General features: G+C 62.9%; 19 protein-coding genes. 5 read left to right on the forward strand and 14 right to left on the reverse strand.

What is annotated here, in order from left to right; all coding sequences use genetic code 11:
- The first annotated feature begins 322 nt into the window (after positions 1 to 322).
- The gene (locus tag ABD687_RS19770) at positions 323 to 715 is read left to right on the forward strand and encodes a nuclear transport factor 2 family protein (RefSeq protein ID WP_310288655.1); all 393 of its coding nucleotides are present in this window, start codon (positions 323 to 325) and stop codon (positions 713 to 715) included.
- Between the two features lie 523 nt (positions 716 to 1,238).
- On the opposite strand, the gene ABD687_RS19775 is transcribed toward ABD687_RS19770, so the two are convergent.
- From ABD687_RS19775 to ABD687_RS19805, 7 genes are all read right to left on the reverse strand, one after another.
- Positions 1,239 to 2,477 carry an MFS transporter gene (locus ABD687_RS19775; protein WP_310288654.1) on the reverse strand — a complete coding sequence of 413 codons (1,239 nt, stop codon included), beginning with the start codon at positions 2,475 to 2,477 and terminating at the stop codon, positions 1,239 to 1,241.
- A 93-nt stretch (positions 2,478 to 2,570) separates the two neighbouring features.
- The gene (locus ABD687_RS19780; RefSeq protein ID WP_310288652.1) at positions 2,571 to 3,434 is read right to left on the reverse strand and encodes a 3-hydroxyacyl-CoA dehydrogenase family protein; all 864 of its coding nucleotides are present in this window, start codon (positions 3,432 to 3,434) and stop codon (positions 2,571 to 2,573) included.
- Positions 3,431 to 4,609, reverse strand: a complete 1,179-nt coding sequence (locus ABD687_RS19785) for a thiolase family protein (RefSeq protein WP_310288649.1) — start codon at positions 4,607 to 4,609, stop codon at positions 3,431 to 3,433. The genes ABD687_RS19780 and ABD687_RS19785 overlap by 4 nt, the downstream gene beginning before the upstream one ends.
- A 49-nt stretch (positions 4,610 to 4,658) precedes the next feature.
- A complete protein-coding gene (locus ABD687_RS19790; protein WP_310288647.1) occupies positions 4,659 to 5,741 on the reverse strand; it encodes a phosphotransferase family protein in 1,083 nt (360 codons plus the stop codon).
- On the reverse strand, positions 5,738 to 6,973 hold the full coding sequence (locus ABD687_RS19795; protein WP_310288644.1) for an acyl-CoA dehydrogenase family protein: 1,236 nt from the start codon (positions 6,971 to 6,973) through the stop codon (positions 5,738 to 5,740). Before ABD687_RS19795 ends, ABD687_RS19790 begins: the two co-directional genes overlap by 4 nt.
- A 30-nt stretch (positions 6,974 to 7,003) precedes the next feature.
- Positions 7,004 to 7,777 carry an SDR family oxidoreductase gene (locus tag ABD687_RS19800; RefSeq protein ID WP_310288641.1) on the reverse strand — a complete coding sequence of 258 codons (774 nt, stop codon included), beginning with the start codon at positions 7,775 to 7,777 and terminating at the stop codon, positions 7,004 to 7,006.
- Complete coding sequence (locus ABD687_RS19805; RefSeq protein WP_310288639.1) at positions 7,770 to 9,452, reverse strand: class I adenylate-forming enzyme family protein; 1,683 nt, start codon at positions 9,450 to 9,452, stop codon at positions 7,770 to 7,772. The genes ABD687_RS19800 and ABD687_RS19805 overlap by 8 nt, the downstream gene beginning before the upstream one ends.
- 143 nt (positions 9,453 to 9,595) lie before the next feature.
- On the opposite strand from ABD687_RS19805, the gene ABD687_RS19810 reads away from it, so the two are divergent.
- Positions 9,596 to 10,228 carry a TetR/AcrR family transcriptional regulator gene (locus tag ABD687_RS19810; protein ID WP_310288638.1) on the forward strand — a complete coding sequence of 211 codons (633 nt, stop codon included), beginning with the start codon at positions 9,596 to 9,598 and terminating at the stop codon, positions 10,226 to 10,228.
- A 419-nt stretch (positions 10,229 to 10,647) separates the two neighbouring features.
- Here the strand turns inward: ABD687_RS19810 and ABD687_RS19815 are convergent, their stop codons facing one another.
- The 7 genes from ABD687_RS19815 to ABD687_RS19845 form a co-directional block, all read right to left on the reverse strand.
- Entirely contained in the window at positions 10,648 to 11,427 is a 780-nt protein-coding gene (locus ABD687_RS19815) for a type 1 glutamine amidotransferase domain-containing protein (protein WP_310288635.1), read from the reverse strand.
- 184 nt (positions 11,428 to 11,611) lie between these two features.
- Positions 11,612 to 13,075, reverse strand: coding sequence for an amino acid permease (locus tag ABD687_RS19820; protein WP_310288633.1), 1,464 nt, complete (start codon positions 13,073 to 13,075; stop codon positions 11,612 to 11,614).
- Positions 13,076 to 13,372: 297 nt separating this feature from the next.
- Complete coding sequence (locus tag ABD687_RS19825) at positions 13,373 to 14,101, reverse strand: GNAT family N-acetyltransferase (RefSeq protein WP_310288631.1); 729 nt, start codon at positions 14,099 to 14,101, stop codon at positions 13,373 to 13,375.
- A 44-nt stretch (positions 14,102 to 14,145) separates the two neighbouring features.
- The gene (locus ABD687_RS19830; protein WP_310288629.1) at positions 14,146 to 15,009 is read right to left on the reverse strand and encodes a F510_1955 family glycosylhydrolase; all 864 of its coding nucleotides are present in this window, start codon (positions 15,007 to 15,009) and stop codon (positions 14,146 to 14,148) included.
- Positions 15,010 to 15,092: 83 nt separating this feature from the next.
- A complete protein-coding gene (locus tag ABD687_RS19835; protein ID WP_310288626.1) occupies positions 15,093 to 15,698 on the reverse strand; it encodes a DUF305 domain-containing protein in 606 nt (201 codons plus the stop codon).
- 737 nt (positions 15,699 to 16,435) lie between these two features.
- A complete protein-coding gene (locus ABD687_RS19840; protein WP_377700270.1) occupies positions 16,436 to 17,119 on the reverse strand; it encodes a cyclodeaminase/cyclohydrolase family protein in 684 nt (227 codons plus the stop codon).
- Positions 17,120 to 17,189: 70 nt separating this feature from the next.
- Complete coding sequence (locus ABD687_RS19845) at positions 17,190 to 18,491, reverse strand: cation:proton antiporter (protein ID WP_310288625.1); 1,302 nt, start codon at positions 18,489 to 18,491, stop codon at positions 17,190 to 17,192.
- Positions 18,492 to 19,045: 554 nt separating this feature from the next.
- On the opposite strand from ABD687_RS19845, the gene ABD687_RS19850 reads away from it, so the two are divergent.
- From ABD687_RS19850 to ABD687_RS19860, 3 genes are read left to right on the forward strand one after another with little or no spacing between them, the layout of a single operon-like run.
- Positions 19,046 to 19,609, forward strand: a complete 564-nt coding sequence (locus tag ABD687_RS19850; protein WP_310288623.1) for a 2Fe-2S iron-sulfur cluster-binding protein — start codon at positions 19,046 to 19,048, stop codon at positions 19,607 to 19,609.
- A complete protein-coding gene (locus ABD687_RS19855) occupies positions 19,606 to 20,601 on the forward strand; it encodes an FAD binding domain-containing protein (protein WP_310288621.1) in 996 nt (331 codons plus the stop codon). The genes ABD687_RS19850 and ABD687_RS19855 overlap by 4 nt, the downstream gene beginning before the upstream one ends.
- A complete protein-coding gene (locus ABD687_RS19860) occupies positions 20,594 to 22,678 on the forward strand; it encodes a xanthine dehydrogenase family protein molybdopterin-binding subunit (protein ID WP_310288619.1) in 2,085 nt (694 codons plus the stop codon). The genes ABD687_RS19855 and ABD687_RS19860 overlap by 8 nt, the downstream gene beginning before the upstream one ends.
- Positions 22,679 to 22,681: the final 3 nt, after the last annotated feature.

Consider the following 22,681-nt stretch of genomic DNA (forward strand, 5'->3'; position numbering starts at 1 on the left):
TGGCTTGTAGGCGTCTTCCTCCGAACAACAGCAGAGACTCGACGGGTTGCGCACATTGTGCGCCGCAAACTCGCGTGCGGTGCTCGGAGGGCGTGGTCGATGCACCGAGCCCGACGTCCAATCCGCTGGCAATTGTCACGGCCGCAAACGCTCAAGGCCAGCGCAGGCGGATCGTGCTGGCTGGCCCGAACCGTTCGAATGCTTCGGCAAACGATCCGCGCAGCGCATGGGTGCCCGGCATCCATCGACTTTGACAGTGGCCCGGCATAGCCTTGAGCCATTCGAGTTCGACCCGACGATGGTGACGGAGAAGGTGCCCAACATGGGAACCAAGGAGAATGCTGAGCTGGTACGGCGAGGATACGAGGCCTTCAGCGCAGGTGATATGGCAACGCTCGGCGAAGTGTTCGCGGCGGACGCAGTCTGGCATGTTGCCGGGCGCAGCGTCCTGGCGGGAAAGAAGCAGGGACGCGATGCCATCTTGGGCTATTTCGGTGAGATGGGGACGCGCTCGGGCGGCAGTTTGAAGGTGACGGTCCAAGAGATCATCGGTGGGGAAAACCGCACGGTCGCCCTGCAGCACACCGAAGCCGAGAACAACGGGAAGAACATGGACGCGGATGGCGCACTCGCGTTCCAGATTCGTGACGGCAAGATTACCGAGGTCCGGGAATTCTTTGACGACACAGCGCAGGGTGACGCATTCTGGGCGTAGCCACCGCCCTGATACCCCTCGCAGTTCCTGCTTATCAAAGGAATATTCTCCCCGACGTGCGCGGGAAACGGTCTTCAGAATGGTTGATCATGCCCGTCGCCATTACGCTGACATAGTGCGAATTCGGCGTCTCATGTCAGGGTGGGGTTTACCCCAACCTGACATGAATGTCGCACTTGGTCGGTGAACCTGCCACAGTCGGCCGCCACCGTGCGGCAGAAGTAGCTCCATCGGCGCCAGGTTCCGGTCCGTCCGCTCTCCTAGACCTGCCACCCACCGGGATTCACCGCACTTCGCCAAGAAGTTGACCTCGACGCCGAAAGGACCGGCGGGAAAAATCCCGACACTAAAGATCGCACTGCACGCTGAGGACTTCGTCTCTTCCGGGAACCAAGTGATCATCTGTTAATTGCAGTGTGTGCACGTTCCCGAACTGTCTTTTCCTGGGGAACGTGCACACACTCCAATTGAGGTGGGCGGTGTTTTCTCGCCGCTTCAAATCGGCGCTACCCTCACCGCTCGTTTAGGCCTCGTTGAGGTCGATTCCCTTCGTTTCGCGCATCTTGAACACCACGACTGCCGTGACTGCGCAGAGGCCGATGATGTAGATGCTCGGCATCAGGTTTAGTCCCCGACTGTTGAAGAAGGCGTTGAGGTATGGTGCGGAGCCACCAAACACCGCCACAGACAGGGAATAGGCGAAGCCGATGCCCTGCGTGCGGACCGATGTCGGGAACGCTTCGGAGAGGACTGCCGAGAGGATTGCCCCGGAGGCAGCAACGATCAGCAGCGCGCTGGCCGATGCCACGAACAGGGTCCACGGGGCCGAGCTGATCATGAGCATCAGCGGGATTTGGGCGACCATCATGGCGGTCGCAAACCCGATTAGCACAGGGCGGCGTCCAATACGGTCTGAGAGCATTCCCCAGAAGGGCAGCGATGCGAGGGCAACGAGCTGTGCAAAGACACTGACCCAGTATGCTCCCTCGGAGTCCATGCCCTTTTGGGTGATGGCGTAGGTGGAAGCATATGCGGTCCAGGTGTAGTGGGCCGAGGTTATTCCGGCAGTCATGCCGATCATCATCAGGATGGCCTTGGCGATTTTTCCGCGGTCCACCGTAGGCGCGATGTTGGTTTCCACTGCGGTCTTCTGCTCGTGGAAAACCTCACTCTCTTCCATGCCGCGGCGCAGGTAAAGCGCTGCCAAGGCCAGGAGCGCGCCCAAGAGGAACGGAATGCGCCAGCCCCATGCGGCCACGGCTGAGTCATCGAGTGAATTGGTGACAAGACCGCCGATCGTGAAGGCCAAGACTGAGCCGCCAAAAATGGCCACGAAGACGATCGAACCCCAGAGACCGCGTTTCTGGGGAGGGGAGATCTCGGCAATGTAGGAATTGGCCGTTGCCGATTCGCCGCCGTGGGCGAAGCCCTGGGCAATCCGGGCCAGCAGCAAGAGGATGGAGGCGCCGATCCCGATCTGTCCGTAGGTAGGCATGAGACCGATCAATAAGGAGCCACCTGCCATCATGAGCATGGTGAAGATCAGTACGTACTTGCGGCCCTTACGGTCGGCAATGCGGCCGAAGACAATTCCACCCAGTGGTCGCATGAGGAAGCCAACAGCGAAGACCGCAAGCGTTGCCAGAAGTGCGGACACCGCATCGGTGGGATTGAACATCGCCTTGGCAATGAACGGGGCAAAGACTGCGTAAGCGCTCCACTCATACCACTCGAGAACATTTCCGACGGTGCTGGCAATCATTGAACGGCGTTTTGACTGCCGGGGACCTATGGGACGAACGGACTGCACAACGTTGATAGGCGTTGCCATGATATTTCCTTTCGACGGGCCAAGCTACGAGTAGATCGGTGTGTAGGAGAAGAATCCCTGTCCACTCTTACGTCCGAGCTTGCCTGCCTGGACGAGCGCACGGATGTTGTCTGGGACGATGCAGGAGGGATCCTGGGTTTCGGCATGGATTGAGTCAGCGGCCTGGCACAACACGTCTAGGCCGATGTAGTCGGCCAGGCGAATCGGCCCGATCGGCATGCTGCACCCCAGCTGCATGCCGTTGTCAATCGTTTCCGCGGAACAGTATCCGGCGTCCAGCATCCGGGCTGCCGAAATCAGGTAGGGGATCAGCAATCGGTTGACCACGAATCCCGGGCGATCCGAGACCACCAGTGCCGTCTTTCCCAGCCACTGCTCCACGAATCGGGTGGCCAAGGAGGTTGTCGGTTCGCTGGTGTGTTGCCCACGGATGATCTCCACCAGCTTCATCTTCGGAACGGGGTTGAAAAAGTGCATCCCGATGAAACGTTCCGCGACGTCGACCACTTGGCCCAGCTGCGTAATGGGAATCGTTGATGTGTTGGAGGCAATGACCACCGATGCGGAGGCAAGGGAAGAAATTTCCTTGAGCACCGCCAACTTCACTTCCGGGATTTCCGGAACTGCCTCGATGACCAAGTCCGCAAGTTCGAGTCCGTCGTATGAGCCCGAGGTGTGCAGCTCCCCGGATTGTCGCGATCCCGGCTCGTTCGCGATAGCTCTGGCTGATGCGTTGATGATGCGTGACTGCGCTGCGTCCAGCGCCCGCGGCGAGGGATCAACGAGGGTGACGTGGAAACCCGCGTCATAGGAAACCTGTGCGATTCCCGTTCCCATGGCACCGGAACCGACCACTACAAGTCTGGGCTTCTTCGGGGTCGAGGTCATGAGGGGTACCTGCGAAGTAGAGCAGCCAATGCCTGGCCACCGCCGATGCACATGGCGACGATGCCGTACTCCAGGTCGCGTCGTTGCAGATCCATGGACACACGCAGTGTCAGGATGGCTCCGGTGGCACCCACCGGGTGGCCCATGGCGATGGCACCTCCATAAGGATTGGTGGTTTCGGGATCCAAGCCGGTGTCCCGGATGACGGCGATCGCCTGGGAGGCGAAGGCCTCATTGAGCTCCGTAATCCCGATATCCTTCGGGCTCAATCCGGTTTCGGCAAAGAGTTTTTTGAGCGCCAGTGTCGGTGCGTAACCCATGAGTTCCGGTGACATGGCAGCCGTGCTGACGTGTTCAATGGTTGCCAAGGCCGATAACCCGCGATCGCGCACCGTGGAGGCCCTACCCAGGACCAGGGCGGCCGCTCCGTCGTTGATGCCCGACGAATTTCCCGCGGTAACGGAGCCGTTCGGGTCGAAGACCGGTTCAAGCCGAGCCAGCGACTCAATGCTGGTGGAGCTACGGGGATGTTCGTCAGTATCGGGGCATTCGCCGCCGATGATGCTGTGGTCGAGGATTTCTTGGGCAAAGACCGCTTGGCTGACAGCGGCAGCGGCACGGCGTTGGCTTTCCAGGGCGAACCCGTCCTGCTCTTGCCGGGAGACATTGAATTTCCGTGCGACGTTTTCCGCGGTGAATCCCATGTGCTTTCCGCTGAACGGATCGGTGAGCATGGCGAGCGTTCCGTCGAGTAACTTGCGGTGCCCCAACGTGCGGCCGGAGCGGGAATCGAAGTCCAGAAAAGGCATGTTCGTCATGGATTCATTGCCGCCGGCCACAATGAATTCGCTACCACCCCATGACAGTTGTTGTGCCCCTGACCAGACCGCCTGCAACCCGCTTCCGCAGAGCCTGTTCACGTTGAATGCCGGGGTTTCCTCGCCGAGTCCCGCGCCTATGGCTACTTGCCGTGCATTGTAGGCTTGCGGGCCAACCTGCCCGATGCATCCCATAATGACTTCATCGATTTCGCTGGCCGAAACGCCGCTGCGCTTAATGGCGGCTTTGACCGATGCTGCACCCAACTCGTGGGTTGCTTTGGCGGAGAAAGAGCCGGCAAAGCGGCCGGTTGCCGTTCTTGCGCCGGCAATGATGGCGATTTTTTCGGGCTGCATGCTATTGCCTTTCGGTTCTGCGGAGGTGTGATATCGCGTCATTGCCGGTCTAGACCAACTGGGTGGCGAATGACTGCGCCTTGGCCAGCAGCTCCGGGACGCCCTTTTCAAGGGTTGCGGCAAAGGTCTTGTCCTCGGGCCGCTCGCCCTTCAACCACCGGGTATAAATCGCTTCGCAGAAGATTGAGGACTTCCACAACGCAAGGGCTTGGTACCAAGGCAGGGCGGAGAGATCCAGCGAGATACGTTCCTGGTAACGCTTGATGATGTCCGTCCTGGCGAAATAGCCGGGTTCCCGGGTGACGGAGGTGAGCTCCATGACCGTGGGTCCTTCGCCCCGCTCTGCGTATGTCGCCAATAGGTAACCCAAGTCGGCCAAGGGATCACCGAGCGTGGCCATTTCCCAGTCCAAGACCGCAAGCACCGATGGGGTGGGGGAATCCGTGAACATCAGGTTTCCCATCCGGTAATCACCGTGAATTAGCGAATGACGCTGGGTGTCCGGAAGGTTGCTTTCAAGCCAAGACCCCAGCGCGGCAACTTGGGGGAGTGAACGCAGCGTATTGACCTCCCAGAGGGAGGAGAAACGGTCGACTTGCCGCTTCAAGTATCCATCCGGGCGGCCCAAGGTCGACAGAGGGCCGGCCGAAACATCGAGTGAGTGCAACTGCACCAAGGTATCCACAGTCTGTTCACTGGTCAGTCGCTTGGACTCGGCGGAAACCAGTTGTCGGGGCGAGTTTCCGGTAATGACTTCACCTTCCAGGAAATCCATCACATAGAACGGGACCCCCAGGATAGAGTCGTCGGTGGAACTGGCGACTATGTTCGGCACCGGAAACCCTTCGTTCATGAGCAGTCGTTGGATGCGCGCCTCACGCACCATGTCGTGGGTCGAACGCGGCAGGGGAGGGCGGGGGCCGCGGCGCAGGACCAGATCCTCTTTTCCCCGGGTGATTCGGTAGGTCACGTTCGACTGGCCTTCCCCAATCCGGGACCAGCCCAGCGGCCCGGTTCCTATGCCTTCTGCATCGAGGAACGCTTCGAGTCGGTCCAAGATCAGCAACGGCTGCTGGCCCTCCCGGCCGTCGAAGGTTTCCACGACGTCCTTGTGCCCGTCCCCGGCGCTCATACGAACACCCGCTGTCGGCTGACGGCGTTTCCACGGAATTCCTCGCCATTGGCAACCTCGCGCCGGCGCCGGGAACTGGCACGCCGGGCAATGGCCCATTTGTGCGTCTCATTTGACCCGTCGTAGATCCTGAACGGACGTACCTCGCTGAGGTACTGGGCCAATGGCAGGCCGTCGGAGACCCCGTCGCCACCGCACAGCTGGATGGCCCTGTCGATAATCCTGAACACGGCTTCGGAGGAATGGACCTTGGCAATCGAGGACAGGGCAGATCCTGCCTTCGGGTCGGTTTCCAACAAGTTGGCGGTCTTGGTGATGATGGCGTCGGTCGTTTCGATGTCGATGGCGGATTCGGCCAGCATGTTCTGTGCGATGCCCAGCTCGCCGATGGTGGAACCGAAAATCTCGCGGGTGTTGGTGCGGTCCAGCACGATGTCTTGCGCGCGCCTGGCCAATCCGAGCCAGCGCATGCAGTGGGTCAGGCGGGCCGGGCCTAGGCGGACCTGTGCGTACTTGAAACCAAGCCCGACCTCTCCCAAGACCGCTGAGTCGGGGACCCTGACGTCCTCGAAGTGCAGGTGCGGGTGCCCGCCGACGATGGCCCGATCGATGGTGTGGATTGGCTTGCCGACCGAAACACCCGGGGTGTCCATGGGCACCAGGAACATGGTGGCGCCGTCCGGGTGCGCGCCGATGTTGGCGGTGCGTGCCATGTAGATGACGAATCCGGCGATTTCGGCCCCACTGCTGAAACGCTTCTCGCCGTTGAGAATCCACCCGTCGCCGTCCTTGACTGCTTCCGCGTTGAGCGCATGTGGATCGGATCCTGCTCCGGGGTGCGGTTCTGTCATGCCGAAGCAGGAGCGCGTGGTTCCGGCCGCCAACGGTGCCAAGAACTCTTCCTTTTGTTCGGGCGTGCCGATGAGGTTGAGCATGTGCATGTTGCCCTCGTCCGGTGCCATGATGTTCAGCACAGCAGGGCCTATTGGCGAATATCCTGCTTCCTGGAAAATGGGGGACCAATGGCGCAACGCAAGGCCGCGGCCGCCGAATTCCTTCGGGACGTGGGGTGCAAAGATCCCGAGTTCCTTGGCTTCTTCACCGAGGGAAATCCGCAAAGTTTCCTCGAGGCGCTCACCGGGAGCCGGTTCGTGGGGGGTCACGCGGTTGCGAATGAAATCCCGTGTCTGTGTGCGGAGTTGTTCCACATCCTGGGGCAGTTCAAATGTCATGGTTCATTCCCTTGTCTTGGTCGGGAGGTCTTAGGCGGAACCGCCGGCCATGGTCAGGCCGCCGTCCACTGTGAGGTCTTGTCCGGTGATCCATGAGGAGTCCGGGCCCGCGAGGAATGCTGCGGCCGAGGCAACGTCTTCGGGTACACCGAGCCGTTTCAACGGGTAAGCGGCGACCACGTCGTCTTCCTTCCCCTCGTAGAGGGCGCGGGCGAATTGGGTTTTCACCACGCCGGGTGAGATCGAATTGACGCGGATCTCCGGGCCGAGCTCCACAGCGAGGGTGCGGGTCAGATGTCCGACCGCGGCTTTGCTGATTCCATAGAAACCGATCCCTTCGGACGGGACTGCTCCGGTGACCGAGGAGATATTCACGACCGAGCCCCCGCGGGCACGGAATCCCAGGCGCTCGTCGCCGACCAATGCCTGTGTCCACGCGAGGGTGCCGAGCACGTTGACGTTGAGGATTTTTGAAGCCGCTTCGAGATCGATGTCCATGAGCGGTCCGTAAACGGGGTTGATGCCCGCATTGTTGACGAGGATGTCGATGGCACCGAATTCGCGGTGGGCGGTTTCGAGGACTTCACGCTGGTGGGCGGGATCATGGGATTTTCCGGCGACGGCGATTGCCTTGCCACCGGGAATTTGGGCGGCGGCCTCGTCGAGGGATTCCTGTCCGCGGGCGGTGATGATGACGCCGGCCCCGTCCTGGGCCAGGCGCGTGGCGATGGCGAGCCCGATACCGCGGCTGGCACCGGTGACAATAGCGAATTTCCCCTCCAAGGGGAGCGAGGTCTCAGGCATTATCAACTTCTTGCTTCTCGGGGAGTGAAAGAGTGGTTCGTAGTTGGCGGCGTTGGATTTTGCCGGATTGAGTCTTAGGGAGATCCTCTAAGAAGCGGATGGATCGTGGATATTTGTAGGCGGCTAGGCGTTCCCTGCAATGGGCGATCAGCTCAGCCTCGCTTGTGATCCGGCCTGCTTTCAACGAAACGAAGGCGACTACGGTTTCGCCGCGATATGCGTCGGGCGCGCCGACCACGGCCGCTTCCATGACCGCGTCGTGTTCGTAAATGGCATCCTCGACCTCACGAGGCCAGACCTTGTAGCCGGAGGTGTTGATTAGGTCTTTCATACGGTCCACGAGATAGACCCAGCCGGATTCGTCCATGACCGCAACGTCTCCGGTGCGGAGTCTGCCGTTGGGGATGGCCTGCTCCGTTTCCGCCGGTCTGTTCAGGTATCCCGGTGTCACCGATGGACCGGTGATCTCCAGTTCCCCGGATATTCCCGTGGCAACCTCGTTTCCGTTGTGGTCGATGACCCGTGCCGTCACGCCCGGCAGCGGGATGCCGATCGAAAGGGTGCCGAATGCCGGGTCGACTGGTGCCTGCAGCCCGGCCGGAACAGCGATGATCGCCGATGATGTTTCGGTCATCCCGTACACATTGTGGATGTAGAGCCCGAATCGCTCGTGGAAGCGGGCCACCGTTGCCGGCGGGATCGGGGCGCCGCCAGAGTATAGGTAGCGAATCGTGCGCAGATCTGCCGACTCTGCCTGCGCCAGTTCGAGGATCCCGTTGAACACCGTGATGGAGCCGATGACCTGGGTGACGCCGCGGTGTCGAATGACATCGACAACTGCGCGGGCGGATGGGCGGTTAATGAAGACCAGTTCCCCACCGTAGAGCAGAGTGGTGATGGCACAGGCGACCGCACCGGTGATATGGAAGAGCGGTGCCACGGCAAGGACCACGTCGTCAGGGCCCAGCCCTTGCCAGTTGGCATAGGATGCTGCAACGGCCAGTGCGTTTCGATGCGTGCCCACCGAACCCTTCGCGGGGCCGGTGGTGCCTGAGGTGTAGGTCAGCAGAGCCGGTGTGGAAGGTTCCACGGCGATAAAGGCAGGCACACGACCCGCGAATTCGTTGATGAGCGAGGAATACTCGCTGACCTCGGTGGGGCTGGGGCTACCGTGGAGCAGTGCCTTGATTTCGGCGGGAATCCGGAGTTCGAGGTCATTGGTCCCGATTACCCAGACGTCCGGGTTCTCCACCACGTCGTCCAGCACGCGTTCCCGGTCCTCTTCAAGGGCGATGATTCCCACCGTCTGAGAGTCGTTGACCAGTTTCTGCAGTTCCCGTCCCTTGTACATCGGGTTGAGCACCAGCACCGTAGCGCCCGACTTCCAGATCGCAAGCATACTGATTGCAAACTGCGGAATATTCTGCAGATAGATACCCACAACATCCCCGGGGCCGACCCCTCGGGCCTGGAAGGCACATGCCAGGGAATTTGCAACAGCATCGAACTGGGAAACAGAGAACGCTCCCTCGAAGTAGGAGACGGCAACGGCGTCCGGTGATCGTTCCACGCGACGGTCCCACTCGGCACAAATGGTCCCGAGAACAGTGTGGACGTCGGCGTCAACCCACTCCGGGTAGAGCTGAGTCCAAGGGGATTCCGTGGTTTCTCGCATCGAATCATTCCTCCGTCATTTCCAAGATGACAACCGAGCGCTCGCTCGGTAAGCTTCAATGTAATGTGGATCACGTACCGCGTCAAGTGATTGCCTGACAAAGGTTTTTTCATGCGAAACCCCGGGAAATTGAGAGGAATGCAGTGAGCGTAGCGCAGCACCCCCCAGTGCAGGACATGGAGATTGCCAACTGGCGTGACTTTGGAGAGGCGGAATTAGGTCCCATTTTGTCCGGAGCACTGGGCTGCTTTATGGAAAATGGCTACCACGGTACGACCATCAGGAAGATCGCGGATTCGTCCGGCCTTTCCGTTCCCGGGGTTTACCACCACTTCAGCTCTAAGCATTCAATCCTTGACGAGCTGGACCGAACCGCAATGCATGAACTATGGGTCCGTTCCCAGGCCGCCCTGGATGACGGTCCACGTGACGTGCTTTCAAGATTTGACCGCTTAATTGAATGCCTGGTTCTTTTCCATGCGTACAGGCGCGAAGTCGCCTTCATCTCGTTCAGTGAAATCCGCAGCCTCGAGGGTGCCGCTCGGTTAGAACATCTTTCAGCTCGCAGTAGGCAGCAGAAACTGTTGACCGATTTGGTGCTCGAAGGGTGCGACACAGGAATATTTGTGAATGAATTTCCTCGTGAAGCTGCCCGGGCCATCACCAACATTTGTGTCGGCGTTTCCCAGTGGTACCGAGGCACTGGTGAACTAACGCCCCGTGAGATTGCCAAGCGGTATGTGTCCCTTTGCCGGAAAACCGTTGGGGCAAACTAGCAATTTGAATGTACGTAGCCCATCCACGCGAGTCTTCATTATCTTGCTGTAGACGGGTCTTACATCGGCGAGGGCCCCCTAGTCTGGGGTACCAATAGGGGTTCCTGCCCGAGGTCAAGCGGCACCCTCGACCCCCCCAGAAACACCGGTGCCGGACAGCCGCTCGGCACCACTCGCCATGAGATCATTCTGGTGGGCGACGGCGCTGCAGCAGCGTGCCGCCGCGGCACTGGGAGACGGAATGGATTGCTGAGGCATGGTTTCGGTGCCATTTTCCCACCCTGCTGGAAGCACCCGGCAGACCTGGTCTCTCACAAAACATCGGCCTGATTTCAGGGACGGCTTCAGCTAGCAGCAAACGACAACTGGCGGCCGCCCCGTTGTCCGGGGCGGCCGCCAGTCTCAGTGCGCTGTTGGCGTCAGTGCTCCGTGTGTGCGTCGGCTGCTTTCTTGGCTGCCTTTTCTGCGTCCTTCTCAGCACGCAGCGCATCGGCCTCGTCATGCTCGGCGGCCTTCTCCTGATGGATGACCTCGGCCAGAAGCTTCTCCATTTCCTTGGCCACGCCGGCAGCGGAGGCCGGGTTCTGGCCGGTCACCAGGCGTTCGTCCACCACTACGTTTTCCGCCCAGACGCCCGCGGATACGTGGGTGGCACCCTGTTCCTCCAGCCGGTCTGCCAGGAAGAATGGGATGACCTTGTCCTTCTCTGCGGCAACCTCTTCGTCGTTGGTAAAGGCAGCCACCCTTCGGCCTTCGACGAGGCGAAGCCCGTTCTGCAGTTCCACGTTCACCAAGCCTGCTGGTCCGTGGCAGACCGCGCCGACCACTCCGCCCGTGTTGTAGACGCTGGCCACCAGGTTCTGCAGGCCCTCGCTGTCCGGGAAGTCCCACATGGTGCCGTGGCCTCCCACGAGGTACACCGCGTCGTACTGGTCGGGATCGACGACGTCGACCCGGGCCGTGTTGTAGAGGCCGGCGCGGGTGGTCTCGTCTTCCGTGAAGGCAACCTGGATGGGATCTTCGGAGTCCACCGTGTCGCGCGGAGGCTGTCCGCCCTGGATGGACGCGAAGTCGACGAAATGCCCGGAGTCCTTGAAGACCTTCCAGGGATGTGCAGCCTCGGCCACGTTGTAGCCGGTCTTCTCTCCTGTATTGCCGATCTCGGAAACGCTGGTAAGTACCATGAGGATTTTCTTCATGAAGTGCTCCTTTCGTCCACTTCCCACCCTAGGCGAGTGCCCGACAACATGGCTAGCCGAATGCAGGGCCGCCCGTGGGATCTGCGCCGCCGCGAACTTTGAATACGGCACATATTCAAATGTCGGATACGCGATGCCCCGGTAGTTCGGTGGGGGATAGGTCGGCGAAATGCTGCTCCGTGGCCTAGGTATCCCCGTGCGGCACCTCCACGCGTTCGTCGTGCCGCGGGCTGTCCGGGTTCATGAGGGAGTGCTTGCGGCCGTAGAAGAAGTAGATGGCCAGGCCGACCACCAGCCAGACAGTAAAGCGGAGCCACGTTTCCCAGTGCAGCTGCAGCATCAGGAACCCGGAGGCCAGCACGCCGAATGCAGGGACCACCGGCATGAACGGGAGCCGGAACGTCCGGTGGGCGTCGGGCTTCTTGTAGCGGAAGATGATGACGGCGAGGCAGACCACCACGAAGGCGGCAAGGATGCCGATGTTGGTCAGGTCCGCGACTGCCTTGATGGGGAAGACCCCTGCCAGGAACGCGGAGGCGATGCCGGCGATCCAGGTGACGCGTTGCGGTGTGCCGTGGCGGTCGGTCTTGGAGAACCAGCCGGGCAGAAGACCGTCGCGGCTCATGGAGAACCAGACGCGGGTGACGCCCAGCAGGAAGGTCAGCATCACGGTGAGGATGGACAGGACAGCAAAGACTGAGATGATCGTGGCGATGACCGGGAGCCCCACGCCGTTGAAGGCGGAGGCGAATCCGGCGGTCGGGTCGATGTCCCGGTAGTTCTGCATGCCGGTGAGCACCAGCGTTGCGGCGACGTAGAGGAGCATGGCGATGATGAGGGAGAAGATGATGGCCTTGGGCATGTGTTTCTTGCCGTCGGTGGATTCCTCGGCGGCGGTGCTCATGGCGTCGTAGCCGAAGACTGCGAAGAACACGGTAGCTGCTCCCGCCACGACTGGTCCGAATCCGCTGGGCATGAACGGGTCGTAGTTCTGGGTGTTGATGTAGAAGATGCCCAGGCCGATGATGAACAGGATCAACACGACCTTGATGGCGACGGCGACCAGTTCGAAGCGCCCGAAGGTCCGGGTGCCGCGGGAGAGGATCCAGGTCACCAGGACGCAGACGACGATGGCGGGGATGTTCACGATGCCGCCGCGGCCTTCGTCGGCGGTGGAGGCCGCCCAGTCGGGCAGGTCGATGCCGATGCCGGCGAGGAAGGCATCGAAATAGCCGGAGATGCCGATGGCCACCACCGCCACGATGGCGATGTATTCGAGCAGCAGGTCCCAGCCGATGAACCAGCCGATGATTTCCCCGAGGGCCACGTACCCGTAGGTGTAGGCCGAGCCGGCGCGGGGGATCATGCCGGCGAACTCCGCATAGGACAGGGCCGCAGCCGCGGATGCCAGGCCGGCGATCAGGAAGGAGATCAGCACGGCGGGGCCGACGCCGGGCTCGGTATCGCTGCCGTGGGCCACCAGGCCCGCCAGGGAGAAGATGCCGACGCCGATGATGCCACCGACACCGATCGCGGTCAACTGCCACAGCCCGAGGGACTTGTGCAGTCCGCTGTGTTTATTCTCTTCCTCGATCTCGTCGATGGGCTTCCGCCGCATGATTGACTGCGATCTGTCTTTGGAATTCATGAGGGACTCCTGCTCTGACGCGTCCAGCATTTCGGCCGCCCCGCAACGGGGACGGTCCCGTCAAATCAGTATGTGAGCCTCATGGCCATTTATGAAGACTTCGCCGGAACTCTTCGAGAGCACTCGCACATTCGATCGGTGCCTCATGTAGCAGATGCTCGCCAAACCCTACCCGGCTGTTGGACACGATGGTGTTCTTGGGCGAGGGGATACCAGTGGACGATGGGCGCTCGCACGGAGATCACGAAGGACGGGGTCCGGGCACAAACCAAGGTTCGGCCAATGACTGCTCGGTGACTACTCCGGCGGCAACTCCTGCGCTGAAGGGCGATTCCCCTCGGGCTTCCCCTGGGACAAATCGACACGATAGGTCTTCGCTGTTTCTCCGTCCTTAGTTGTATGTGCATGCACGGGTGCCCATCCGAGCCGTTCGTAGAAGCGCCCGGCTCCGCCCGGACCTGCCTTGGTCACTAGTTCGGCCAACGGCGCCCCAGCGTCCGAAGCCTGGGAGAGGAAATGATTCACCAGCTGTTCGCCTACGCCGTGGCCCCGGGATTCCGGATGCACCACAAGAGCGGTGATGACAGCGACACGAGGCACGGACACAGGCACACGGGCGGCCGCAGGAGCCACCACGGTGACCGGTCGCTTGAGCAGTCGTCTGAGGTAGGACCTGCCGCGGGTGCGCAAGAATCCCAGGAACAGCTTGGGCCGAATCACCAGGGCGAGGCCGCCCTGGACGGCCAGCCGCGTCCGGTGCACTCGGAGCACGTCATCGACGTGGCGGAGCTGGTCGCTGGAGCCGAAGAGGAAGCCCAACGGTACCCGGCCGTCCGGGCCCTGGGCTTCGGCGATGAATGCGAACCCGCGCGGTGCGTCGAGGAAGGTCGCATGCCAGTGCCGGACGAACCTGGGACCCAGCCGGGGAAACAGCCCGTCGCGGAGGTATCGGCATTGCCAGTGGCCCGTCAGGGAAAGATCGGAGGATGAGGCGCGGCGAATCGTGACGCCTGCAGGAAGGGGCATTGGCTTGGTGTTCCTCCGGCTTTTGGGGCGGTTACCGAACGGGGTCACTTGATCTCCGTGCTGAAGGTTTCTCCGCCGTCGACGGAATGCTCGATGCCGGTGGGCGTGGCAACCCATATCTGCGGGCGCTCATCCGGGCCAGCGGCGGTCAGTGCCGAGGGCTGGCCGGTGGCGGTCCCGGTTGCCCGCCAGGTCCGGCCAGCGTCCGAGCTGACATGCACTGCCCCGTCCGGTGCCACGCCGATGACCGTTGAAGCGGTGGCAAAGGCTGTCAGCAGCAGGACCGGCCCGGTCGAGGGTGCCGCCCAGGTTTTACCGCCGTCGGTGGAACGGTGCACGCCGGCAGCCGTGGTGGCCAGGACGACATCGCCGGTCGGTGTCCCAGACAGGTGATAGGGGTCGAACCCGACCTCGCGGGTGGTCCAGGTTTCCAGGTCCGCGGTGGTCTTCAGGGTTCCGTCAAAACCGATGATTCCGCTGCGGGTGACCGCCAGGGCGTGGAAATCGGAGACGCCGCCCAAGGAGACCTGTTGCCAGGTTTCCCCGCCATCCTGGGAGCGGAGCAGTCCTGCCGGTTCGGGCAGACCGGTGTCCGGTGCCGGGTGTCCGGAGGCGTAGTAGTGGTCATTGCCGGCGGGTGCGAAGCCCATCAGGTCGATGGCGGGGCCAATCTTTTCCGGGGATCCGGAGCCGAGGCCGAAGAGCCCGTCATGAGTGGCCAGCATGACTTTTCCGGTCTCGGAATCGACAGCCATGCCATGGATGTGGGCGTAGGGTTGGGCAGGCGCTTCGGGTTGCGGGCCTTGGGGGGACGCCGGGGTGCAGGAGGTCAGCAGGAGGAGAAGGGCGGCGGCGGCAGCAGCCGCACGGCCCCTAGTGCGGGCAGGGGAAAGGGCAGGGCGGATCATGAATGGAGTCTCCAGAACAGAAAAAAGAAATGACGAGGGTGTTGCGGGGCGCATCGCGCCCCGCAACCAAACGGCATGCTGCCTTAGAGGCCGGCCAGCAGTTCCTTCATCTTGTCGATTTCCCCGCTCTGGTCCTTGGCCATCTTTTCCGCCTGGGCGACGGCGTCCGGGTTGGACCCGTTGGCGGTTTCTTCCTGGGCCATCTTGACGGCGCCCTCGTGGTGCTTGACCATCTGCGTCAGGAAGAGCCTGGCTGCCTCGGTTCCCTGGGCTGCTTCAAGGGCGGCCATGTCGTCCTCGGTCATCATGCCCTCCATCCGGTGGTCCCCGGACATGGTGACCGGTTCACCCCAGGCGTTGAGCCAGCCGGTCATGGTCTTGATTTCCGGGCCTTGGGCTGACTTGATATCTTCGGCCAGCTCGGTGACCGACGGGTCGATGCCGTCCTTGGCCAACACCATGTCGCTCATTTCCACGGCCTGCTCGTGGTGCGGGATCATCATTTGGGCGAACATCGCATCGGCGCTGTTGTGTTCTGCGGCTGCGGATGATTCGGCGGACGGGGATGCGGAAGCGGTGCCGTGGTCCATGCCCGGCATGGTGGATTCCGATCCGGTCTCCGAGGCACACCCGGCAAGTGCCAAGGTGGCTGCAACGGCCGTCGCTGAGATAAGGGTAAGGCGTTTCATGGGAGAGTTTTCCTTCAAAAATCGATTGGATTCTGTCTATCGGCCCGCGGCGGTGCGGGCATGCGCAAGCTGGCCCGTCCGCTGTGGCGGGGGGCCGGTGTCTTACGTACGGCTGATGGACAGTTCGATCAGTGAAGGAGGAGGTGGGACATGATTTGTGGCTCCGGTGACCAGTGGCGGGCCGCGCAATCCCAGGCCGCCGGGCATGACCATGAGTACCGGGAGGAAAAGCCACGACAGGCCACTGGCCACCGGCACCAGATCGCACGCCGAAGCCTGCGACATGTCGCCGCAGCAGCTGAGGCAAGGCAAGTCCGCCCCTGCTGACGCGGGGGAAGTCGCCGACGGAACGTGGGTGTGGTCCGCGGGGCCGGAATGGTGATGGCCCTCGCCAACCGTGGAAGCCGACACCGAAGAGGTGGGTTTGGACGTTTCGGCGTGGCTGCCGGAGATGGTGTGCATCCCCATGAGACCGAGGATGAGCAGGACCACTCCCAGAAGGGCAGGTAAAGGGAGGAAAGCCGCAATGGGATGGCGGCGCGGTGCTCTGCCGGTGCCCATGTGTACCGCCTTTCCATCGTTGGTCTGCCCTCCCAGCCTACCGGGATGTTTGGGGCGGTGGTCGCAGGGGTTGTCGGCCGGTGGTCGGGACAACTCCGATCCGACACAGCAGTTAAGCGTTCAGGACGGATCCAAGGGTGGCCACGGATATCCGGATACGGCAGACGCGGCCCGGATTAGACGGCGTCAGTTGGGGCGGCATGGTGATCGATTTCGGCCGTGAGTGCGTCGATCCGTTCGATGGCGTCGTTGAGATCGCCGACCATCGCCCAGAGGACGGGATGTTCCTCGCGGATCTGCTCCATGGTGCTGCCGCCGGAGGTGAGCGAAGCGAGGTCGAAACTGACGTTGGTGCGCGCGCCGGCCACCGTTGCCCTGAGGGCGCCGAATGCGACGACGACGTCGGCAACTAGTGCCGGGTTGCCGTTGGCGGCGAGCCACGCCAAATCGTTGATGGCGTCCATGGCTCGTTTGCCGAGCACGGCGGATGCCTTCGCAGCATCGACGGATGCCCGGGATATGGCCGCTTCCCGTTCCGGTCCGGGTTCCAAGCGAAATGCGGCTCCAAAGGCGCGGGACGCAGACGCATCCTGATCGGCCAATTCGAGAGCGTCATTCCGGAGGGACCGGGCCCGTGCCCGAATGCTGTCGAGCTCCCCGCGCTCGTGGTCTTCGGCTTCGGTGTAGCCGGCCACCATGGAAGTCAGCGAAGCGGCGATGGCGAGCATCAGTCCCGTCCCGGCGCCCCCGCCGGGGGAGCCGGTGGATTGCGCCAAGGCCCGCGTCCAGTCCTCGACCGTTGATCCTTGGGTGTTAACTTCGTCGCTGGTGTCCATGACACCAATTTTGCCCAGAAGCATGGGCTGCCGCATCATTTTGCGCCGTGGATGGATGAGCCAGAGGCTGATTCACCCCGACGATTGACTGCCGCTAGACGGTCGGGGCCTGTCCTTGGTCCCCGAACTGCTGCTGGGCACGCCGTTCGCGGAGTCGGTCCAGCGAGGTCATGACCGGTCCGGCGGAAACCCCGTGCAGGACAATGGACAGTGTCACAACCAAACCGACGATCGCCCACAGCCTCTCGGCCTGGCCCTCGAAGTTCCCTTCCCCCAGCGCGTAGCCCAGGTAGTACAACGAACCGATGCCACGAACGCCGAAAAACGAAAGCGCGATGCGGTCCCGCGGACCGGTCCTGCCTCCGGCAAGACCAATCCAGCCCGCCACCGGCCGGATAAGAAGAAGAAAAGCGAGGGCCACCAGCACTTCCGCCCACCCGATGCCGTGCAACAGCCCCCGCGCGATGGCACCACCGAGCAGGACCAGGATGATGACTGTCATCAGTCGTTCCAACTGCTCGACGTAGCTATGCAACACCCGGTGGTAGCCGTGGGTGTGCTCGGCGGCCCGGATGGTGACCGCGCAGATGAAGACGGCGACGAAGCCATAACCTTCGACCATCTCGGTCACGCCATAGGCCAGGAACGTTGCCGCCAAGGCCACGAACCCCTCCGAATGCTCAGCCAGACGGATACTGCCATGCCTTGCCGTGAAGAAGATCCGCCCCAGCAGCTTTCCGGTTCCAAGGCCCGCCAGGATTCCGATGCCGATCCGCCACAGCACATCCACGGCGAACCACTGCGGAATCCATTCCGCCGGGGAAGCAGCCCCGGCCATGCTGAGTGCAATGGCCAAATACACGAAAGGGAAGGCCAGTCCGTCATTCATTCCGGCTTCGGACGTGAGCCCGAAACGGACTTCGTCCTCCTGATCGGCTTCTGAATCGTCATCCGCTGGTTCCCCGACCTGGACTTCTGACGCCAATACCGGGTCCGTGGGCGCAAGAGCGGCGGCGACCAGCACGGCAGCCGCCAGCCCGAGCCCCAGTACCCACAACCCCAGCAATGCCAAGCCCGCGATGCACAACGGCATCGCCACACCCAGCATCCGCCAAGTGGTGGACCACCGCCGCCAGCCCACGGGACGGTCAAGGGCCAGGCCAGCACCCATCAGCGAGACAATGACGCAGATTTCGGTCAAGTGCGTGGTGAATTCCCCGTACTTGACCGGATCGGGGTCCGGCAGGGTTCCGATCGCGGTAAAGGCCAGTAGCCCGGCACCAAGGAAGACCATCGGCATGGATACCGGGACTTTTCTCAGTATCCGCGGCAGCACAGCGGCGGCGAAGACGGCGACCCCCGCCGCGGCGAAGACAATGCTGGGAGGTTCGAACACCGGCGGCTCCTTGCTTGGTCACGCACTTCCTGGACTGAAAGAGCAATGCATCATCTACTTCCCGCCCGGGTGGCGGGGATCTGACAAGGTTCCCTCCGGCGAATCGCGGAACGGCCCTCGGAACCATCCCTTTTTCGCTGCTGTCCTTTCGGAGTATACGTACCGGGGCCCGTCACACAAGGGCGGGGTGCGTCATCGACAGTGGACACACTGTCCACGCACCAATCCCGTGGACGTGAAGGTGGCTGCCGGGATGTACTAAGGATCGTCCCTTCGGTTTCGACCGGACCCCCCCATGGAGGATCGGTGGGCAGGTTTTGTCGCGTTGCCCATGAACACCCACCGGCGAGCGCAGCGACCCTGGAACCCGGGAAACAAGGAGCTTTCCGCGTCGCACTCCGCACTGCCGGCGCCCGGTCGGGGCCAACCGGGTCCATGCACAAAGGGGTTGTCCGCCCCGGAGCGCTGGGATAGGTTCGGGACAAGCACGTTTGGCATTCGGCGCGAGTCCGAATGGCTGAAAAATCCGCTCGGACCAACGGAGTTGCTCATCCATGGACGTTCAGATCACCCTGATAGTAGACGGTGCCGAGCGGTCATTGACCGTTGACACCCGCACGACCCTCTTGGACGCCCTGCGGGACAGATTGGCGGTCACGTCTCCCAAGAAGGGCTGCGACCACGGCCAGTGCGGCTCCTGCACGGTGCTGCTCGAGGGACGGCGCGTGACCTCCTGCCTGGTGCTCGCCGTGGCCCAGGACGGCGCGGACGTGACCACGGCCCAGGGGCTGGGCGAGGGAGAGCAGCTGCATCCCATGCAAGAGGCCTTCCTGGACAGGGATGGTTTCCAGTGCGGGTTCTGCACCCCCGGGCAGGTTTGTTCCGCCGTGGGAATGCTGAGGGAAGCAGCCCAGGGCCACCCAAGCCACGTCACCGCAGATGCCGGCGCCCCGGTGGAACTCACCGATGAAGAGATCCGTGAACGCATGAGCGGGAACCTTTGCCGCTGCGGCGCCTACGTGAACATCGTTGCCGCCATCAGGGACGTGACGGCGAAGGAAGCGGCGTCCACAACCGGCGTCGCAGCCCCGGCACCGAAGGGAAGTGCAGGATCATGAAGCCCTTCGAGTACCGGCGTGCCGAGGACCCGGCCGATGCGGTGGCCGCGGTGGCCGGAGAACCCGACGCCATGTTCCTGGCAGGGGGCACCAACCTCGTGGACCACCTGAAGCTCGGCATTGCCAACCCGGACCTGCTGGTCGATATCAGCCGGCTCCCCCTGAATGGCGTGGAAGAGCTGCCCGATGGCCGCGTGCGGATCGGCGCGACGGTGCGCAACAGCGACCTTGCCGCCCATCCACTCATCCGGGAACGCTACCGGGTGCTTTCCCAGGCACTGCTGGCCGGGGCCTCCGGCCAATTGCGCAACATGGCCACCACCGGAGGGAACCTGCTCCAGCGCACCCGGTGCCTCTACTTCCAGGACGTGACCACCCCGTGCAACAAGCGCGAGCCCGGTACCGGCTGCTCGGCCATCGGGGGTTACACCCGCAACCACGCCATCCTCGGTGCCTCGGAAGCCTGCGTGGCCGTCCACCCCTCGGACATGGCGGTCGCGATGGCGGCACTGGATGCCGAGGTCGTGGTCCGGGGACCAAGCGGGGAACGCAACATTCCGCTGGCGGGGTTCCACCGGCTTCCCGGCGACAAACCGGAACGCGACACCGTCCTGGAACATGGGGAGCTGGTCACCGCGGTGCTGCTGCCGCCGGCCACGCAGAGCCACTCGGCATACCGGAAGGTGCGGGACCGCGCCTCATACGCCTTCGCCCTGGTGTCCGTGGCTGCAGTGGTTTCCATGAACGGGGACGGAACCATCCGCGAGGTCCGCATGGCGCTGGGGGGAGTGGCACACAAGCCCTGGCGGGCAGAACGCGCCGAGGCGATCCTGCGCGGGGCGCAGGCCTCGGAGGAGAATTTTCGCCGGGCAGCCGAGGCGGAACTTGAATCGGCCTCGGCGCTCGGGGACAACGCCTTCAAGATACCCATGGCCCGCAACACCATGGTGGCCGTGCTGCGCGAGGTCACCGGAGGGATAAGCAATGTCTGAATTGATCGAATCCAAGGCCATCAGCACCGACCTGCGTCGCCTTGACGGCCTTGCCAAGGTGCGCGGCACCGCGCCCTACGCCTTTGACCAAGAGGTGGAGAACCCTGCCTACCTCTACCCGGTGCAGGCGACCATCGCGCGGGGCAAGGTCAGCCGGATCGACACGGGTGATGCCGAGGCCCTTGAGGGCGTGATCGCCGTCATCACCCATCTCAACGCTCCGAAGCTGGCCCAGACCGACGATGCCGAATACACCGTGCTGCAGGGCCCCGAGGTGGGTTTCCGCGGCCAGTTCGTGGGCGCGGTGATTGCCGATAGCTTCGAAACCGCGCGTCACGCGGCCGGATTGGTGGCCGTGGAATACGAGGCGGACGAGCACGACGCCCTGCTGAGATCCGACCATCCGGGCCTCTATGCACCCGAAGAGGTCAACGGAGGGTTTGACACCGATACCGCCGAAGGCGACGTCGAGGCAGCGCTCGCCGAGGCCGCAGTGGTCATTGACCACGTCTACACGACCCCGGCCGAGCACAACAACCCCATGGAGCCGCACGCCACCGTGGCGGTGTGGGAGGGCGGTGCGCTGACCCTGTACGACTCGACCCAGGGTGTGCATCCGGTGCGGAAGACCATTGCGCCGATCTTCGGATTGGAACCCGAAAACGTCCGTGTCATTGCACCCCATGTGGGCGGCGGCTTCGGATCCAAGGGACTGCCGCACGCACACGTGATTCTGGCAGCCCTGGCCGCCCAATGCAGCAATGGCCGGCCGGTGAAGTTCGCCCTGACCCGCCAGCAGATGTTTTCTCTCGCGGGCTACCGGACCCCCACCATCCAGCATGTGCGCCTGGGCGCCACCGAGGACGGCCGTCTCACCGCGATCTGCCAGGACGTGGTGGAGCCGACGTCCCGGATCAAGGAGTTCGCCGAGCAAACGGGCGTGCCGGCACGGATGATGTACGCGTCGCCGAACCGCAAGACCACCCACCGCCTGGCCAAGTTGGATATCCCCGTCCCGTCGTGGATGCGCGGGCCAGGGGAATGTCCTGGCATGTTCGGTCCGGAAGTTGCCATGGATGAATTGGCCGAGGCCTGCGGGCTGGACCCCATCGAGCTGCGGGTCCGCAACGAACCGCAGATCGATCCGGATTCCGGGAAGCCGTTCTCCAGCCGCCATTTGCTGGAGTGCCTGGCCAAGGGGGCCGAGCGCTTCGGTTGGGACCGGCGCAATGCCCGGCCGGGCAGCCGGGAAGAAGACGGTTGGCTCGTGGGGTTGGGCGTGGCCAGTTCGACCTACCCGTTCTCCCGCGTTCCCGAGAACACCGCGCGGATTCGCTTCAATGTCGACGGCAACTATGCGGTGCAAATCGGTGCGGCGGATCTGGGCACCGGTACCTGGACCACGTTGACCCAGATCGCGGCTGACGCGCTGGATTGCCCGATAGAGCGAATACGGCTTGAAATCGGCGACACCTCCCTGCCCGTTGCCTCGGTGGCCGGCGGGTCCTCGGGCACCGCGAGCTGGGGAGGTGCGATCATCGCCGCAGCCGCGGCCTTCCGCAACCAGCATGGCGACAAGCCGGAGGCCGGGGCGCAGGCGCAGGCCCAGGGGATGAAGGACCCGGACACCGAGCGCTACGCGATGCATTCCTTTGGCGCGCAATTCGCCGAAGCCCGCGTGCACGCGGACACCGGGGAGGTGCGGGTCTCGAGGATGCTCGGGGTGTTCTCCGCCGGACGGATCATCAACCCCCGCACGGCGCGCTCCCAGTTCATCGGCGGCATGACCATGGGAATCGGCATGGCGCTGCACGAGGACGGCGTCATGGATGCCCGGTTCGGGAAAGTGATGAACCACGACCTGGCCGAATACCACATACCCGCCAACGCGGACATTGAGGACGTGGATGCCATCTGGCTCGAGGAAACCGACCACCGCGCCGGTCCCCTCGGGGCGCGGGGGATTGGTGAAATAGGCATCGTGGGTGCGGCGGCGGCCATAGCCAACGCCACCTACAATGCCACCGGAATCCGGGTTCGCGAGTTGCCGCTGACCCCGGACAAGTTCCTTTCCTGACCG

The sequence above is a fragment of the Paeniglutamicibacter sulfureus genome (genome assembly GCF_039535115.1).
GTDB lineage: Bacteria > Actinomycetota > Actinomycetes > Actinomycetales > Micrococcaceae > Paeniglutamicibacter > Paeniglutamicibacter sulfureus.